This is a genomic window from Patescibacteria group bacterium, from assembly GCA_028717685.1.
Taxonomy (GTDB): Bacteria; Patescibacteriota; JAQUNI01; order JAQUNI01; family JAQUNI01; genus JAQUNI01.
This window is the reverse complement of sequence record JAQUNI010000001.1, coordinates 304200-319620: the sequence shown is the minus strand read 5'-3', so window position 1 is coordinate 319620 and position 15421 is coordinate 304200. Positions and strand designations below refer to the sequence as shown.

Below are 15421 nucleotides of genomic sequence, written 5' to 3'. Positions count from 1 at the left end.
ACCCACCAATCTTGGAATAAGCCCGCCCGCCACGCAAGCCGACCGCGCCCGCTAACGCCTGAAGCGTAGCGATGGCGGGCGGGGAATTGGGAATAATGAATAATGAATTTTATTTTTCCTCACCTCCTCATTCCTGATTCCTCATTCCTTATTCCTAATTCATGATTCCTGATTCCTGCTTCCTGCCTTATCCTCTCGCCACCGCTAATCCCCAAATTGCCTTTGGGCGGCAGGTCCGACGCAAAACGCGGGCGCACTCTTCCAAAGTCGCGCCGCTCGTCAGCACATCATCAAGCAGGATAATAATTTTGTTTTTTAAAGAGGGATTGCGGACAGCGGCAAAAGCCTCGTGGATGTTTTGCCGCCGTTCTTTTTCTTTAAGCTGCGCTTGCGGGGTAGTGTTTCTGCGGCGGATTAAAATATCTTTGGCAAAGGGCAGATTAAATTCCCGCGCTATATGTTCGGCTAAGAGTTCGGCTTGATTGAAACCGCGGAAGCGCAAGCGCCTTTTGTGCAAAGGGACGGGGATTAAAACAAAATTTTGCGGTTCAATGTTTCTGAAGAGCGGTTTTAAGTATTCAATTAAGAGCCGGCTTAAAATTTCGCTGATATCCTGCACGAAATGATATTTATAAGCCTTGATCAGTTTTTTGATGAGGGGGTCGCGATAAGAAAATGGCGCAATCAATCTATTGAACGGGGATTTTTTTAAATGAGGAGGAAAGGGGGAGCAGTGAGACTTAATTTGATAATAACAACGTTCGCAAAGCCATTTTCCGGCGCGGTGGCAGCCCAAACATTGCACGGGAAAAATCAAATCGGCTATAAATTTTCCGATTTTAGTCAGCCAATTTTTAGCTTCTGATTCCTCGTTCATAATTCTTCGTTCATACTTCCTGCTTGCCCCGGACCAAGCTTGCTTTGGTGCGGGGATTCCTTTCCATTAATCCTTAAAGCCACTTCTCCTTTTTCCAATTTGACACATACTTTTTGACCCGCCTTAATTTTTTCAGCGAGGATCAATGCCGAGAGGGGATCTTCCACGAGGTCTGAAATTAAGCGGCGCAAAGGTCGCGCGCCGCGCGCCGGATTAAATGATTTTTCGGCTAAAAAGTAAGCCGCTTGGGGCTGTAAATTCAAGGAGATTTTTTGGTCCTCCACTCTTTTTTGCAGCTCTTGAATTTGGAGCGCGGCAATTTTGGCAAGTTCGGTAAGATCTAAAGATCTGAAAACAATCACTTTGTCAATGCGGTTTAAGAACTCGGGTTTAAATTTATCTTCAATCTCTTTTAAAATCTCTTTTTTAAGATATTCATATTTTAACGCCCATTCTTCTTCTAAATTTTTGGTTTTTTTATTTTGCGTTGCCATCTGAAAACCCCATTTTTGCGTTTGGGACAATTTCGCCGCGCCAATATTGGAAGTCATCACCACAATAGTATTTTTAAAGTTAATCGCGCGCCCTTGGGCGTCGCTTAATTGTCCGTCTTCCAGAATTTGGAGGAGAAGGTTTAAAGCGTCAGGATGGGCTTTCTCTATTTCGTCAAATAGAACCACGGAATAAGGCTGATGGCGGATTTTTTCCGTGAGATGTCCTCCTTCTTCGTAGCCAATATAACCTGCTGGGGCGCCCACCAAGCGTGAAACATTAAATGATTCATGAAATTCGGACATATCAATGCGGACTAAATTTTGGATGTCCCCGAAAATCTCCTGTGCTAGAATTTGAGCCAGATAGGTTTTGCCCACCCCCGAAGGTCCGAGGAAAATAAAAGAACCTAAAGGGCGGTTCGGGTTAGCCAGCCCCGCTTTCATTCTCCGGATACACTGGCAGATATTTTTTATAGCCTCTTCTTGTCCGACGACCTTCGCGTTTAATGCTTTCTCAAGATTGAGAAGTTTTGTTTTTTCAGAGAGGGTGAGGGATTCCAAGGGAATTCCCGTCATTTCGCTTACAATCAATTTAATTTCCTGATCCGTGATTTGACCCCGAAAAAGTTGCGGCAGCTTTTCAATTTTTTGCTTGACTCTCTTAATTTCTTTCTGGAGTTTGACTTCTGCTTTTTTCAAGATGCTTGCTTCGTGGTAATTTTCCGCCCTGACTGCTTCTTGCTTTGCTTCCTGAATTTTTTGGAGTTCTCGTTCATATTTTTCTAAGTTCAAAATTACTTGAGGTAATTTCACTTTCATTTTTTCTCGGGAGGCTGCCTCATCAATTAAATCAATCGCTTTGTCAGGGAGAGCGCGGTCTGTAATGTAGCGGTGCGCTAAATAAGCCGCCGCGCGAATAGCTGGAGGAGTGATGTGGATTTGATGATATTTTTCATAGTTTTCCCTTACGCCTTCCAATACTTCAATGGTTTCTTCGGGAGATGATTCTTTGATTATTACAGGTTGAAACCTGCGCTCAAGGGCGGGGTCCTTTTCAATATGTTTTTGGTATTCAGCAAGCGTGGTCGCGCCGATGCAGCGCAGTAAGCCGCGGGCAAGGGCTGGTTTCAGAATATTAGCCGTATCCAAGCCTCCCGAGGCTCCGCCCGCCCCAATCACAGTATGTAATTCGTCAATAAAGAGAATAATGTTGGGATCTGCTTCAATTTGGTTTAGAATCTTTTTGAGGCGCGATTCAAATTCTCCGCGAAACATTGTGCCTGCGACAAGAGCCGTCAGATCTAAAAGCAGAATCCTTTTATTCTTTAAAAAAGGAGGCACGCTATCCTGGACGATTCTGGAGGCTAAACCCTCTGCAATCGCGGTTTTCCCGACGCCCGCTTCGCCGATTAAAACGGGATTATTCTTCTTGCGGCGGCCCAAGATATTAATGATTCTTTCAAGTTCTTTTTCTCGGCCAATAACCGGATCAATGCCGCCGGCAATAGCTTTTTGATTTAAGTCCGTGCCAAAGCAGCGAAGAAAGTTATCTGAATCTTTTTTATATTTTTTCCCTTTGTTCCTCGCGAACGGTTGGATGATTTGAGAAAATTTCGTGGCATTTTCAAGGAGCAGTTCCAAGTGTTTTTCTAAATCATCCAGATCAAACTTATTTTTTCGTAAGAGAAGATAAGCGCGCCCCCTTTTCATTTTAACGAGAGCGGAGAGGAGGTGTTCCGTGCCCACGAAACAATGTTGACCTTCATAGGCGAGGGCGACTGCTTTGGCAATAGCCTCTTTGGCGGTTAGGGAGAAGCGGAAATGGTCCAGCCTAAATTGTTTCTCCCTATTTTTTCCCTCTTTTCCTCCGGGAATATTCAGCGCGTCATCTTTTTTGTTTGGTGTTTGAATTGGAGTTTTTTTATAATGCAAAATTTTCCAAGCCAAACTGCCTTTTTGGTGGATTAAAGCGGATAAGAGGTGGGCCGTCGTGATGTAGTCTTTATTTTCCTGGCGCGCTAGAGAAGAAGCGGTCTTTAATGTTTGTTTAAATTGGGCGGTAAATTTATTATTAATCATACATATTTTAATTTTCGCGAGTTTATTGTATAATAAATTAGGACTTTCAGCAAGACCTTCACCTTTAGTCTTCACCTTTCATAAAGGTGAAGACCTTAGCCAAAGGTGAAGGTCAAGACATAATTTTTTTCGTGACTTTCTAAAACTGGAAACTGTTCGGCGATTGCGCTTTTTAATTTTTCTCTCCTTAGTAATTTATGCACAATCTGTTTGGCGGATATCCTTTTTTGTGTTAGAATAAAAAAAGAGTTAGTTTTATGGGTTTTAAAAAATAAAGATCAAATATTAAATTTTTTTTGACATCAATACAATGGGATTTTTTGGTATTAAATCCAAAAATCGTTATTTGGGCGTAGATATTGGCACTTCTAATTTAAAAATTGTGGAGCTGAATAGATGGAAAGGGGGAGTGAATTTATCTACCTATGGCGCGATTGATTTAGCCGACGATGTGATTAGAAGCGATTCACCCGCGGTACGGGAAAAAATCTGCAAAAGCCTTCAAAGAATTGTTAAAGAAAGTGGAGCGAAGGGTTCGCGCGCGATCGCTTCTTTGCCCGGGTTCTCGGTTTTTACGACGATTTTAAATCTGCCGAAGATGGAAGAAGAAGAATTGGCTTCCGCGGTCAAGTGGGAATCCAAGCGCTATATTCCTTTTCCTATTGAGGAAATTATTTTAGATTGGGAGGTTATTACGCCCAAATCCTCCCGGAAAAATCAGAAGGCTGAAGCCTTAAAACCTCAAGAAGGAATAGAAGTTTTTTTAACCGCTGTGCCCAAGAATATCGTGAAAAGATATGGTGATGTTTTCAAGAAGGCTAATTTAGAGCTAGTGGGTCTGGAACCTGAAGCAATGGCTTTGGCGCGCGTCTTGGTAGATACGCAAAAAGAAGGGGCTATGATTGTGGATATTGGAGCCACGGCGACGGAGATTTGTATTATTGAAGATGGTTTCCCTAAGTTAAATTTGAGCGTAGATATGGGCGGAAACGCCCTCACCCGCGTCATTGCCCATAGTCTTCAGGTAAGTTTTGAGCGCGCCGAGCAATTTAAAAAAGATTTCGGTGTATCCCGCGAGAAGATGGGAGGGGAGATTCCGCGCGCCATCAAGCCTGTAATTGATGTGATTGTGGAAAAGATTCGTCATTGTTTGAATTTATTCTATAACCGCGGCGGCAGTCAAGTGTCGCAAATTATCCTTTCTGGCGGGAGCGCGAAATTACCCGAGTTCACGAGCTATTTATCTCTCTTTTTAGACAATAAGATTGTCGTGGCTGATCCCTGGAGTAAAATTATTATTCCCCAAGAGCTCAAAAAGGTTCTGGATGAACTGGGCCCCACATTTGATGTGGCGGTCGGCTTAGCTCTGCGGGAATTATTACCCTAAAAGGATGTCGTTCGCGAGCGACATCCTAAAGCGTAAGAAGTAATTTATGAAGGAAGTAAAATCATCAGAGAATTCCACTAAAGCTGTTTTGCAAAAAATGCGGGGCAGAAAGTGGGAGAAAAAAAATTTATTAGATGTTTTAGAAGAGAAGCAACTGATTGATGAAGAAAAGCGGAAGTTGATTGAAAAGGAAGCCCAGAAAACCGACCTTCCTTTAGAACAGCTAATCCGTGATTTAGATCTCGTGCCGGAGAAATCCTTAGTCCAAGTAGTAGGTGAATTTTTAGGCGTGGAGTTTGTAGATTTAGAGACGCGTCCTATTCCGCCGCATATCCTAAAATTGATTCCTCAAGAAGTCGCTGTCTCTTATCATATGGTTGCTTTTGAGCGCGGGGAAGATAATGTCGTGAAAGTAGCGATGGCTGATCCTGCGGATTTTAAAGCTCTGGAAGCTTTAGAGTTTGCGACGGGGAGACAGGGTTTTTCTACAGCCATCTATATTACCAATAAGGCGAGCTTGGATTTTGTTCTTCGGCAGTATGAGCAGAGTCTTAAGGAGGAAGTGACGAAAGCCTTGGAAGAGGTCGTGGAGAAAAAGCACGAAGAGAAGAAGGTTTTAGAAGATAGAGAAAAAGAGATTGTTAAATTAGTGGAAGCGGCTCCCATTTCCAAAATTTTACAAGGGATTATCAAGCACGCGGTGGAAGCGAGGGCTTCGGATATTCATATTGAACCTGAAGATAAAATGGTGAGGGTGCGTTATCGGATTGATGGTGTGATGCGGACTACCCTTTCCTTACCTATTAAAATTCGCGAGGGTATTGTTTCCCGGGTGAAGGTGCTTGCCAATATGAAGATTGACGAAACGCGGATTCCTCAAGATGGTCGCATTCGTCTGGAATTTGGCGGTCATCCGGTAGATTTTCGGATTTCCACACTGCCCACAATGAGCGGAGAGAAGATCGTAATGAGAATTCTGGAAACTGGGGCAAGAATGTTTTCTTTGGAGGAATTAGGTTTGACGGGTTTAAGATTGCAACATATTAAAGCGGAAATAATCAAAGCGCATGGTTTATTATTAGTGACGGGTCCCACGGGGAGCGGCAAGTCTACCACGCTTTATTCAATTTTAGGGATTTTAAATCAAGAAGATGTGAATATTGTGACCTTGGAGGATCCTGTGGAGTACTTTATCCCTGGTATTGCTCAAGCCCAGGTTCACCCGGAAGTGGGATTGACTTTTGCCTCAGGCTTGCGTTCTATTTTGCGTCAGGACCCGGACATTATTATGGTCGGCGAGATTCGCGATCAGGAGACCGCGGAAATGGCTATTCATGCTTCACTGACAGGGCATGTCGTTCTTTCCACTTTGCACACTAATAGCGCGGTAGGCGCCGTGCCTCGCCTGATTGACATGGGCATCCAACCCTTTTTAATCAGCGCGGCGACAAACGTTTTGATCGCCCAAAGGCTTGTGCGGAAGCTTTGTAGGGAGTGCATGGAGAAGGTGGAAGCTAGTGAGGAAATTCGCAAGATTATCCTTAAAGAGTGGGAGATGATTCCGGATTTTGAAAAAGAAGGGCTTAATCCGAACAAAGACAAAGTTATTATTTACAAGGGTAAGGGTTGTAAGCACTGTAATAACGAAGGCTACAAGGGGAGAATTGGTATTTTTGAAACCATTCCTTTAACACCTGACTTGCAGGAATTAATTCTTTCCAAACCTTCCGAAAATCAAATTGAAGAAGTTATGGTTAAAAAAGGGCTTATTAATATGAGACAGGATGGGATTCTGAAGGTTCTGCGTGGTGAGACTACTTTAGAAGAAGTGCTTAAGGCAACGAACATTTAGAAAAAGTTAGAGGTCAGATCGCAAAAGTTAAGGCTAGGGATAAAATGAACTTAAGATTTAACTTTTAATTTATGGCTTTTTATGATAATGTACAATTAACAATTAAGCGATTTCTTCTTGCCGCTGCCCAGAGGAATGCTTCGGATCTTCATCTTTCGGTGGGTCGCTATCCTACCTTAAGGATTGATGGTGAATTAATCACCATGAAAGAAGAAAAGATGCTTGATCCGAGTGATACGGAAAAAATTTGTTTAGGTTTACTGAATGAAAAACAAAAAGAACGTTTAATGAATGAAAAATCGGTAGATTTGTCCTATGAATTTCAAGAGAAAGCGCGTTTCCGGATTAATGTTTTTTATCAACGCGGTTTTTTGAGTGCTGCCTTTCGCCTTATTCCTATGAAGATTAGAACGATTGGCGAATTGGGTCTCCCTCCGATTTTAGAGGGGTTGACAGATTTAATCCAGGGTCTCATTCTTCTCGTCGGTCCTTCCGGGCATGGTAAATCAACCAGCCTAGCTGCCCTTTTGGATTTAATTAATCATAAGCGCGCCGAACATATTATCACTGTTGAAGATCCTATCGAATATCTCTTTACCCAAGACAAGTGTCTCATTGACCAAAGAGAGTTATACCAGGATACCAATTCTTTTCCCGAAGCGTTGCGCGCGGCGCTCCGAGAAGATCCGAATGTGGTGATGGTGGGAGAAATGCGGGACTTGGATACGATTGCGACAGCGGTGACCGTAGCCGAGACAGGACATTTAGTTTTTTCCACGGTCCATACCAATAATGCTCCCCAGACGATTGATCGGGTTATTGATGTTTTCCCTTCGCATCAACAAAATCAAGTGCGTTTTCAATTGGCTAATGTCCTAGGCGGAATTGTCTCTCAAAGACTATTGCCCCGCATCGGCGGGGGTTTGGCCGTGGCTTGTGAAATTATGATGGTTAACGCGGCGGTCCGCAATCTTATTCGCGAACAAAAAACTCACCAGATTGAAAGTGTTTTACAGACCGGAGCCGAGGAAGGGATGGTTCCTTTGGATAAATCCCTTGCCCGTTTGGTTAAGGAGGGAGTGGTTGATATAACTCATGCTTTAATGTATTCTCAAGATCCCAGAAACTTTCGTTCCCTGCTCAAATAAGATTTCATTCTCCACTTTTCACTTTTAACTTTATTTCCGTGCCTACATTTTCTTACAAAGCGAGTAACAGCAAAGGAGAGATTCAAGAAGGGATTGTGGAAGCCTCCAACAAAACCCTTGCTGAAAACACCTTGCATGAACAAGGTTTGACCGTTATTTCTTTAGAGGCTCGGGAGAAGCCTCCTCTCTTGGGTATTTCCCTTAATTTTCTAAACCGCATCACTGCCAAGGATAAACTAATGTTTTTCCGGCAGTTCGCCACTATGATTGAAGCGACTTTGCCTGTGCTTCAATCCTTAAAGATCTTAAGCGGCCAGACTAAGAAGGTTAAGTTGAAGGATATGATTGATCATATTATCCAAGAGGTGGAAGGGGGGTCTTCTCTTTCTGCGGCCCTTGCTCAATATCCGCGTATTTTTTCTGAGTTTTACATCGGAATGATTCGTGCTGGAGAAACGAGCGGCAATTTAGACCAAACACTGCTTTATCTTGCTGATCAAACTGAGAAAGATTATGATTTAATGAGCAAGATAAAAGGGGCGATGATTTATCCTGCCTTTATTGTCGTCGGTATGGTGGCAGTGGGGATTTTAATGATGATTTTTGTTATTCCTCAACTAACGAGCGTGTTAGAAGAAGGGGGACAGGGACTGCCGTTCACGACGAGGATTTTGGTTGGGACAAGTAAAGCGTTGAAGGGTTACTGGTGGGCTTTTTTAATGGGATTGTTGGGGCTTGTTGTGGGCGGCCGTATTTTCTTGCACTATCCCTCCGGTCAGCGTATCGTCGACTTTTTAAAGATCAAAATTCCCGTGGTGAGCATGCTCTTTAGCCGTATTTATTTAGTGAGGTTTACCCGCAATTTGTCCACGCTTCTCGCGGGGGGTGTGCCCATTGGCGAGGCTTTGAAGATTGTGAGTGGAGTGATGGATAATTGGATTTACTCTGACGCTTGTTTGCGCGTGCGGCAGGGGATTGAGAGCGGGGAGTCTTTGGCGCGCATCTTTAAACGCGAACCGGTTTTCCCACCCATTGTTTCCCAAATGGCGCGGGTCGGGGAACGCACCGGAAGGTTAGTAGATGTTTTAAAGAAGCTTTCAGAATTTTATGATCGGGAAGTGAATGAGGCGGTGAAGGGTCTTGTTTCACTTATTGAGCCAGCGATTATGGTCATCTTGGGTCTCGGAGTAGCGGTGATGGTCTCGGCGATTCTAATGCCGATTTATGGTATGGCCAATGCGATATAAAACGGACTTTGTCACGCTGAAAGCTAATTTCGTCCTGCTGAAAGCGGAAAGCGTATAACACAAAACGCCCGCCCGCCTCGCTCTGCAAGGCGAGTAGGTAAAATAAAAATGCAAAATAAGAAATTACAAAACAAGAATGGAATTACTCCCATACCAAAATCTTTGGCGTGGGGTTTTACCTTAGTTGAGTTGCTCGTTGTAATCGCCATTATTGGCTTGTTGGCGGCGATAGTGGTGGTAAGCTTGACTAATACAAAGGCGAAGTCGCGGGACGCGCGAAGGATTGCTGATGTGAAGAATATTAAAACCGGATTAGAGTTTTATAATAATAATATTGGTACTTATGTCGTGGCAGGTGATTGCGATAATAATACGTGGATTACTATGAATGGCGCGAGCGATGCCTTATCTGCCGCTCTTATTGGTCAAAAACTTTTTTCAGTCGGAGACGCGCCGCATGATCCTTTGTATCCGGCGCAGGTTTATGAATATTGTTACGCGTCAACCACAAAGAAGTATCAATTTCGGTATACTTTAGAGACCAATTCTACTGCTGGCAGCGAAGGTCAGCACACCACAGGTCCGTAAATTAATTTTTAATTCTGAATTTAAAATTTCATCAGAAGGGAGGTGGATAAAATAAATGCGCAAAATTTTCAGGTCTAGAGGGTTTACCCTAATAGAATTGCTGGTTGTGATCGCGATTATCGGACTTCTAGCTGCGATTGTGATGGTTTCCCTCAATTCAGCGCGCGCTAAAGCCCGCGATGCCCAGAGAAAAAGTGATATTACCAATTTTAGTTTGGCATTAGAAATGTATTATGATGCCCAAACGACCCCTAGCTATCCAACCACAGCGCAAGGTTTAGCTGTTTTGACAACTTATATGCCGAAAATTCCCACCGACCCCGGTGGTCATACATACACTTATGTAGGTTGTAATGCCGTTGTGCCTAAAGCCGCTAATGGTTCCTGTGGTGCCTGCGGCACTGCCTGCGCCGCTCAACCCTGCAGTAATTATTGCCTGTCCGCTCAGTTGGATAATGATACAGACTATTTTGGCAAACCGTAGGGTACCGCAATTTGTCTTGAAGGGACCGGCGAGAGATAGATTATCCTTCTTCAAAAGAGCGGATTAAGGAACAAAAAAAGGTGTTGGGAAAAAATCAGTCTTCGTGTTTACAGGGCTTTAAGCTCGTGGCTTTCTGGTGCGAAGGTAAATTTAAACAAAAATAAATCATCGATTTATTTAAAAATCAATATCAAAGAAAGGAGGTGACTTCAATGCGTAAAATTTTTCGTAAAAAAGGAGGGTTTACCCTGATTGAGTTGCTGGTTGTGATCGCGATTATCGGTATTTTGGCGGCAGTTGTAATGGTTTCTTTAAACTCGGCGCGTAGCAAAGCCCGCGATGCCCAAAGGAAGAGCGATGTTACTAATATCAGTCTTGCTTTAGAGATGTATTATGATGATCAGACTACCCCTCAATACCCGGCAGCGTTGACAGATGCGGGGCTTGATAAATATTTCCCCACCGCGAAAGTGCCTTGCGATCCTCAAAATGCCTGCGCAGCGGAAGGAGCGGGATATACTTACACTCCTACTGGCACCCCGCCTAGTTCTTACACGATTTGCACGACTTTGGAGAATAGTAATCCTGTCGGCGGTTGGTGCAAGCCTTAAATTAGGTTATAGTGGGGTAGATTGCAAATCCTGGATGTGCGCAGAACAGGATCCTGGCTAGGATTTCACTACCTCACTAAGGGCGTGGATTTTAAGTTTCTTTTAGAAGACACGCCTTTAGTAAAACGTTAATATATTTGCTTTATTGTGTAATAATTTCTAATTTTAAATTTTTAATTTCTATTAAATTTTTAATGAATTAATTTTTAAACGTTGAGAGATTAACTTTTTCAGTTTAGAAATTTCAAAAATAGAAATTTAATGAAAATTGAAAATTAGAAATTAAAAATTTTGCTAATACCTACATTAAATTTATTAATTATATTTTTATTCGGTCTCTCTGTCGGCAGTTTTCTTAATGTCGTCATTTATCGCTCCAAAATCAAAAAGTCTCTTATTCACCCCTCCTCCTTTTGCCCTTTCTGTAAACACCGCTTAGCTTGGTATGATTTGATTCCGGTAGCAAGTTTTATTATCCTAGGCGGCAAGTGCCGTTACTGTCATAAAAGAGTAAGCTGGCAGTATCCTTTGGTTGAGCTGACTTGCGGCGTTTTATTTGCTCTTTTCTATATAAAAGTCGGAAGTATAAATCCTTTGCTGTTTTTTAATTTATTTTTTGTTAGTATTTTCGTTGTGATCTTTGTGTATGATTTGAAGTATTATTTAATTCTTGATAAAATAATCTTGTTGGGCGCGACATTGGCAATTCTGGCAACTATCTTCTTAGGGAAGCCTAGTTTTCCGGCAGCGCTTTTAGGCAGTTTGATATCAGGAGGATTTTTTGCTATAATTGTTTTAGTGTCCAAAGGCAAGTGGATGGGGGGAGGGGATGTTAAACTCGGATTTCTTTTAGGCTTCATTTTGGGCTGGTCTCAAGTTTTAGTCGCATTGTTTATTGCCTTTGTCTTGGGCAGTATAGTTGGTTTGTTATTGATAGCTCTCCAGAAGAAGACTTTAAAGAGCGCGGTGCCTTTTGGCACTTTTCTAACCATCGCGGCTATCATTACTATGCTGGAGGGGGAGAGAATTTTGAAATGGTATTTGAATTTAATTACTTAATTTAAATCTTATTTTATGAATCAAAAAGATCAAAATCAAAGCAAAAGATCTAGTGTTTTACTTATTGATGACGCGGTAGATTTAAGGGGAATTTATGCTAAAAAGTTTAAGCAGGAAGGCTTTGATGTTTTTGAAGCAAAAGATGGATTAGATGGTTTAAACGTCGCTTTTGAGAAAAAGCCGGATCTAGTGATTACGGGGATTATGATGCCGCGCGTAGATGGTTTTGAAGTAATCAATACTTTAAAAAAAGACGCCCAGATGAAGGATACTCCGGTTTTGGTTTTTTCACATTTAGGTCGTCAGGAGGATATTGACAAAGCCTTATCTTTGGGGGCGGATGATTTTTTGATTCAAGCGACCTTTTCGCCTGATGATGTCGTGGAAAAAGTGAGAGGGCATCTAGGAAGACCGAAGTCTGTAGTATCTTCAGGGGGTGAGAAATTAGGAGGGCATTTTAATTTAAGGTTAGATCAATACCGTGGCGATGCAGTGCGGTTGGCAAAAGCTTTAGGGGTGGATCCCAAATTTTCTTGCGGAAGTTGCGGCGGCTCTTTAGTTTTAGATGTGGTGCAGGACACGGGCAGGGAAGGGAAATGGGTTACGGGATTTTTGAAGTGCTTGAGATGCGGGAAGAAAGTAGAGTAAATAATTTGAATTTTAAATTCTAAATTTTAAATCAAATCCAAATTTTAAATTTTTTAATTTTAAAACCCTTTCTTCTTTCCCTTGGTTTTAAAATTTAAAATTAGGATTTTAAAATTGAATTAAAATTTAAAATTATCAAATTAAGGAGGATAATTATATCACATCAGTTAGATAATTAGTTCTCAACGAAATCAAAATAAAATATTAAAATTTTATGCTCAAAATTGATTTAATCCCTGAAGATGAAGGGGAAAAACGCAAGAAGAAGTTGCGCAACATCAGTATTTTTGTATTGGCCTTGATTATACTTTTAGGAGGAGGGGTATATTTTGGTTTTTCTTTCTTGCAGAAGAGAGAGGATGCCAAACTAAGTGGTCTAAAGAGCCAGGCTGAAGGGGTGAATAAAGAAATCCAAGATTCGAAAGCACAGCTTGCTCAAGCGCTTATCGCCCAGAAACAGTTGGATAGTTTGGATCGGCTTTTGAACCGTCGGATGTATTGGGTCGCGTTTTTTCAGACCTTGGGTGATGTTACTATTCCCGATGTTTTTTATACGAGTTTCAAAGGTGATATTGATAGCCGTAAGGTTAGCCTCCCCGCTTATACGCGAAATTATCAATCTTTAGCCCGCCAACTTAAAGCCTGGGAGCAGCAACAATCTATAGAAAAAGTGGAGGTCGCATCTGCGAGCTTGGATGTTACTGAAGATCAAGCCGTGATTTCTTTCCAGGCTGATTTAACCTTTAAGGAAGAGGCGTGGCAAAAATAAATCCCGCGCCTCCCTACATGGTATTCTCTCACGAAGTTGCGGGATAAATTCAAAATTTCCGCGCTTCTAGGGCGCCTTGGGCTAAAAAATTAACCCTCCAGCAAAGTTCAGGCCGTTCAGACTCTGTCGTTCGACCCTGAAGGGTCTCAGATCCTGAACGGGATGAGTCTTCAGACTCGAAGAGCTTGAAGAGGCGCTGAGCAAAGCCGAAGCATTAAAAATTAAAAAGTTCTGACATTATGCAATTTAACATTAAGACGATTTACAAAAATTCAAATCTGATCATTATAGTAGTCATTTTGGTGGCGATAGGGGCGGGTTTTTATTTCTTAAAGCCGCAGTATGATGCTTGGAGGAATATAGGGACGCAGATCAAAGGAGAAGAAACAAGTCTCGCGAACAGCAAGAAGGCTCTAGAAGACACAAAAAAGTTAGTCAAAGATTATGAGGGCGTCAAAGAGCAGGTGCGCACTTTGAGTTTAGCCTTGCCTTCGGAAAAGGATATACCCAATCTTTTGGTTCAACTGGAAGCTCTCGCCATAAAAAATGGAATCCTCATGGAAGAAGTGAGTTATAGCGAAGAAATTAAGAAGGGGAGTGAGAATCCTATAGAGCCTCCAGCGACAGACGCGGCGGATTTAGGGCAAAATAAAACCCAAGATAATAATACTGCCTCTAATCTTCCCGCGATGGTTCCTCTAGTCTCTCCAGCTCCAAGCGAAGGTTATGCGACTTTAAAAGTCTCTCTCTCTTTAACCGGACGGTATGATGTTTTTATGCGATATTTAGAAGATGTGCAAAAAAACTTACGGTTTTTAGATGTAGTTTCCGTGGATTTTGACACCAAAGGAGGCGATTCTCAATCCAGTAAGAGCGGTGAAGGCGAGGTGGGTGGAGTGAAATTTGAAGACAGGGTTTTAACTTTTAAAATAGAGTTAAGGACGTACTACTTAAAATAAATTATTGTTTGATTGTTCTATTGTTGAAGTTGAAGATGAAGGTTAAATTCCAACAATTGAGCAATCGAACAATTGAGTAATAAATTTACTATTATGGACAAAGCTAAACGCAAGCAAACAATACTTATAGGTATTTTTCTGGTAGCGATTTTAGTAGCTGGTTATCTATTATATACTAGTTTTTTTGGCAAGAAATCTTCAGAGCCTGTGCCAGCAGAACTTGGAGCAGTGCCTGATATTACTCCGGTAGTGCCTGGGGCGATTGTGGCTGCCCCCAGTATTGCCACTCCCTCGCAAAATATTCCCTCTTCTAAGCTCAAAACCGATTTACTTACTGATCCGCGTTTTTCCCAGTTGGTTATATTTGGCGAGGTGCCTATAGAGGTGGGGCCAGTAGGGCGGGATAACCCTTTTATTCCGTATGAGGGATACAAAAGCGGTGGCGAGACTGGCCCGGGGTAAAGAATGAAACCATTTCACAAAAGTAAGAACCCAACCGTTGACAAGAAGGTTGGAACAATTTTCAATTTCTAATTTTTATTAAATTTTCAATAAGTTAATTTTCAAACTTTTTCACCCCCTGATTGATACAAGTTTAAAAAATAGTTAATTATAAATTTAATAAAAATTGTCTCGCTGTGCGAGATCTAGCGAAGCCAGAAAAATTAGAAATTAAAAATTATTCCATACATACTGCGTCGCAAAAAAAGCGTTTTTTTTCAAAGGGGCTTCACTATAGTAGAAATGCTCATAGTGAGTTTTGTTATTGGGTTGATTGCCGCGATCTTGGTGGCTAATATGCGCAAAGGCAATGAGGAGACCAACCTGCGCTTTGCGGTGCAAAATATGGCCAATGTTTTAAGGCAGGCGCAGACAATGGTTGCTGGCGGCAAGATAATCAACGGCAGCGTCCCTGGCGGGTGCGGAGTTTATTTGACCTCAAACAATGTTTATACTTTTTTCGCGGACAAAAACGATAACGGTCAGAGCGATTCAGGCGAGGCTTTGGAGGTTATTACTCTGCCTTCTAAAATCACGATGAATCCTATAAATGACACTATTATTTTCAAGTCCCCCCACGGCGCGATGTGGATTAATGGACATGAATCTTTAACGATTACTTTTACAAATAGCATAGGACATATAGGCACAGTTTTTGTAGACGCTAGTTCAGGGTTAATAGAGAGCAGTTTTTAATGCTTCGGATTTATTCAGAATA

15 protein-coding genes are annotated in these 15421 nt (G+C 42.1%); 13 read left to right on the top strand and 2 right to left on the bottom strand.

The genetic code is table 11. From position 1 onward, the window contains the following. Window positions 1–187: 187 nt before the first annotated feature. Both PHW01_01655 and PHW01_01650 read right to left on the bottom strand, forming a co-directional pair. The gene (locus tag PHW01_01655; GenBank protein MDD5626705.1) at window positions 188–877 is read right to left on the bottom strand and encodes a ComF family protein; all 690 of its coding nucleotides are present in this window, start codon (window positions 875–877) and stop codon (window positions 188–190) included. Continuing rightward, window positions 874–3450 (bottom strand): ATP-dependent Clp protease ATP-binding subunit, encoded by a 2577-nt coding sequence (locus PHW01_01650; protein ID MDD5626704.1) that lies wholly within the window; start codon window positions 3448–3450, stop codon window positions 874–876. The genes PHW01_01655 and PHW01_01650 overlap by 4 nt, the downstream gene beginning before the upstream one ends. A 310-nt stretch (window positions 3451–3760) precedes the next feature. Here PHW01_01650 and pilM point away from each other — a divergent pair, with 310 nt between their 5' ends. From pilM to PHW01_01585, 13 genes are all read left to right on the top strand, one after another. Further along, window positions 3761–4837 (top strand): type IV pilus assembly protein PilM, encoded by a 1077-nt coding sequence (gene pilM, locus PHW01_01645; GenBank protein ID MDD5626703.1) that lies wholly within the window; start codon window positions 3761–3763, stop codon window positions 4835–4837. A gap of 46 nt (window positions 4838–4883) precedes the next feature. Next, a complete protein-coding gene (locus tag PHW01_01640) occupies window positions 4884–6689 on the top strand; it encodes a GspE/PulE family protein (GenBank protein MDD5626702.1) in 1806 nt (601 codons plus the stop codon). A 71-nt stretch (window positions 6690–6760) separates the two neighbouring features. Next, window positions 6761–7837 (top strand): PilT/PilU family type 4a pilus ATPase, encoded by a 1077-nt coding sequence (locus tag PHW01_01635; protein MDD5626701.1) that lies wholly within the window; start codon window positions 6761–6763, stop codon window positions 7835–7837. A 38-nt stretch (window positions 7838–7875) separates the two neighbouring features. Then, window positions 7876–9084 (top strand): type II secretion system F family protein, encoded by a 1209-nt coding sequence (locus PHW01_01630; GenBank protein MDD5626700.1) that lies wholly within the window; start codon window positions 7876–7878, stop codon window positions 9082–9084. 108 nt (window positions 9085–9192) lie between these two features. Next, complete coding sequence (locus PHW01_01625; protein ID MDD5626699.1) at window positions 9193–9672, top strand: prepilin-type N-terminal cleavage/methylation domain-containing protein; 480 nt, start codon at window positions 9193–9195, stop codon at window positions 9670–9672. Between the two features lie 55 nt (window positions 9673–9727). Then, complete coding sequence (locus PHW01_01620; protein ID MDD5626698.1) at window positions 9728–10156, top strand: prepilin-type N-terminal cleavage/methylation domain-containing protein; 429 nt, start codon at window positions 9728–9730, stop codon at window positions 10154–10156. Window positions 10157–10368: 212 nt separating this feature from the next. After that, on the top strand, window positions 10369–10767 hold the full coding sequence (locus PHW01_01615; GenBank protein ID MDD5626697.1) for a type II secretion system protein: 399 nt from the start codon (window positions 10369–10371) through the stop codon (window positions 10765–10767). 291 nt (window positions 10768–11058) lie between these two features. After that, window positions 11059–11826, top strand: a complete 768-nt coding sequence (locus PHW01_01610; GenBank protein MDD5626696.1) for a prepilin peptidase — start codon at window positions 11059–11061, stop codon at window positions 11824–11826. 15 nt (window positions 11827–11841) lie between these two features. Next, the gene (locus tag PHW01_01605) at window positions 11842–12474 is read left to right on the top strand and encodes a response regulator (GenBank protein MDD5626695.1); all 633 of its coding nucleotides are present in this window, start codon (window positions 11842–11844) and stop codon (window positions 12472–12474) included. A gap of 214 nt (window positions 12475–12688) precedes the next feature. Beyond that, window positions 12689–13243, top strand: a complete 555-nt coding sequence (locus PHW01_01600) for a hypothetical protein (GenBank protein MDD5626694.1) — start codon at window positions 12689–12691, stop codon at window positions 13241–13243. 239 nt (window positions 13244–13482) lie between these two features. Next, on the top strand, window positions 13483–14202 hold the full coding sequence (gene pilO, locus PHW01_01595; GenBank protein ID MDD5626693.1) for a type 4a pilus biogenesis protein PilO: 720 nt from the start codon (window positions 13483–13485) through the stop codon (window positions 14200–14202). A gap of 93 nt (window positions 14203–14295) precedes the next feature. Beyond that, the gene (locus PHW01_01590) at window positions 14296–14664 is read left to right on the top strand and encodes a hypothetical protein (protein MDD5626692.1); all 369 of its coding nucleotides are present in this window, start codon (window positions 14296–14298) and stop codon (window positions 14662–14664) included. Between the two features lie 282 nt (window positions 14665–14946). After that, window positions 14947–15399 carry a hypothetical protein gene (locus PHW01_01585; GenBank protein MDD5626691.1) on the top strand — a complete coding sequence of 151 codons (453 nt, stop codon included), beginning with the start codon at window positions 14947–14949 and terminating at the stop codon, window positions 15397–15399. Window positions 15400–15421: the final 22 nt, after the last annotated feature.

Bases quoted from the DNA above. Each gene is read 5' to 3' on its own strand.
- PHW01_01655 (MDD5626705.1), bottom strand. From the start codon at position 877: ATGAACGAGGAATCAGAAGCTAAAAATTGGCTGACTAAAATCGGAAAA.
- PHW01_01650 (MDD5626704.1), bottom strand. From the start codon at position 3,450: ATGATTAATAATAAATTTACCGCCCAATTTAAACAAACATTAAAGACC.
- pilM (MDD5626703.1), top strand. From the start codon at position 3,761: ATGGGATTTTTTGGTATTAAATCCAAAAATCGTTATTTGGGCGTAGAT.
- PHW01_01640 (MDD5626702.1), top strand. From the start codon at position 4,884: ATGAAGGAAGTAAAATCATCAGAGAATTCCACTAAAGCTGTTTTGCAA.
- PHW01_01635 (MDD5626701.1), top strand. From the start codon at position 6,761: ATGGCTTTTTATGATAATGTACAATTAACAATTAAGCGATTTCTTCTT.
- PHW01_01625 (MDD5626699.1), top strand. From the start codon at position 9,193: ATGCAAAATAAGAAATTACAAAACAAGAATGGAATTACTCCCATACCA.
- PHW01_01620 (MDD5626698.1), top strand. From the start codon at position 9,728: ATGCGCAAAATTTTCAGGTCTAGAGGGTTTACCCTAATAGAATTGCTG.
- PHW01_01615 (MDD5626697.1), top strand. From the start codon at position 10,369: ATGCGTAAAATTTTTCGTAAAAAAGGAGGGTTTACCCTGATTGAGTTG.
- PHW01_01605 (MDD5626695.1), top strand. From the start codon at position 11,842: ATGAATCAAAAAGATCAAAATCAAAGCAAAAGATCTAGTGTTTTACTT.
- PHW01_01600 (MDD5626694.1), top strand. From the start codon at position 12,689: ATGCTCAAAATTGATTTAATCCCTGAAGATGAAGGGGAAAAACGCAAG.
- pilO (MDD5626693.1), top strand. From the start codon at position 13,483: ATGCAATTTAACATTAAGACGATTTACAAAAATTCAAATCTGATCATT.
- PHW01_01590 (MDD5626692.1), top strand. From the start codon at position 14,296: ATGGACAAAGCTAAACGCAAGCAAACAATACTTATAGGTATTTTTCTG.
- PHW01_01585 (MDD5626691.1), top strand. From the start codon at position 14,947: ATGCTCATAGTGAGTTTTGTTATTGGGTTGATTGCCGCGATCTTGGTG.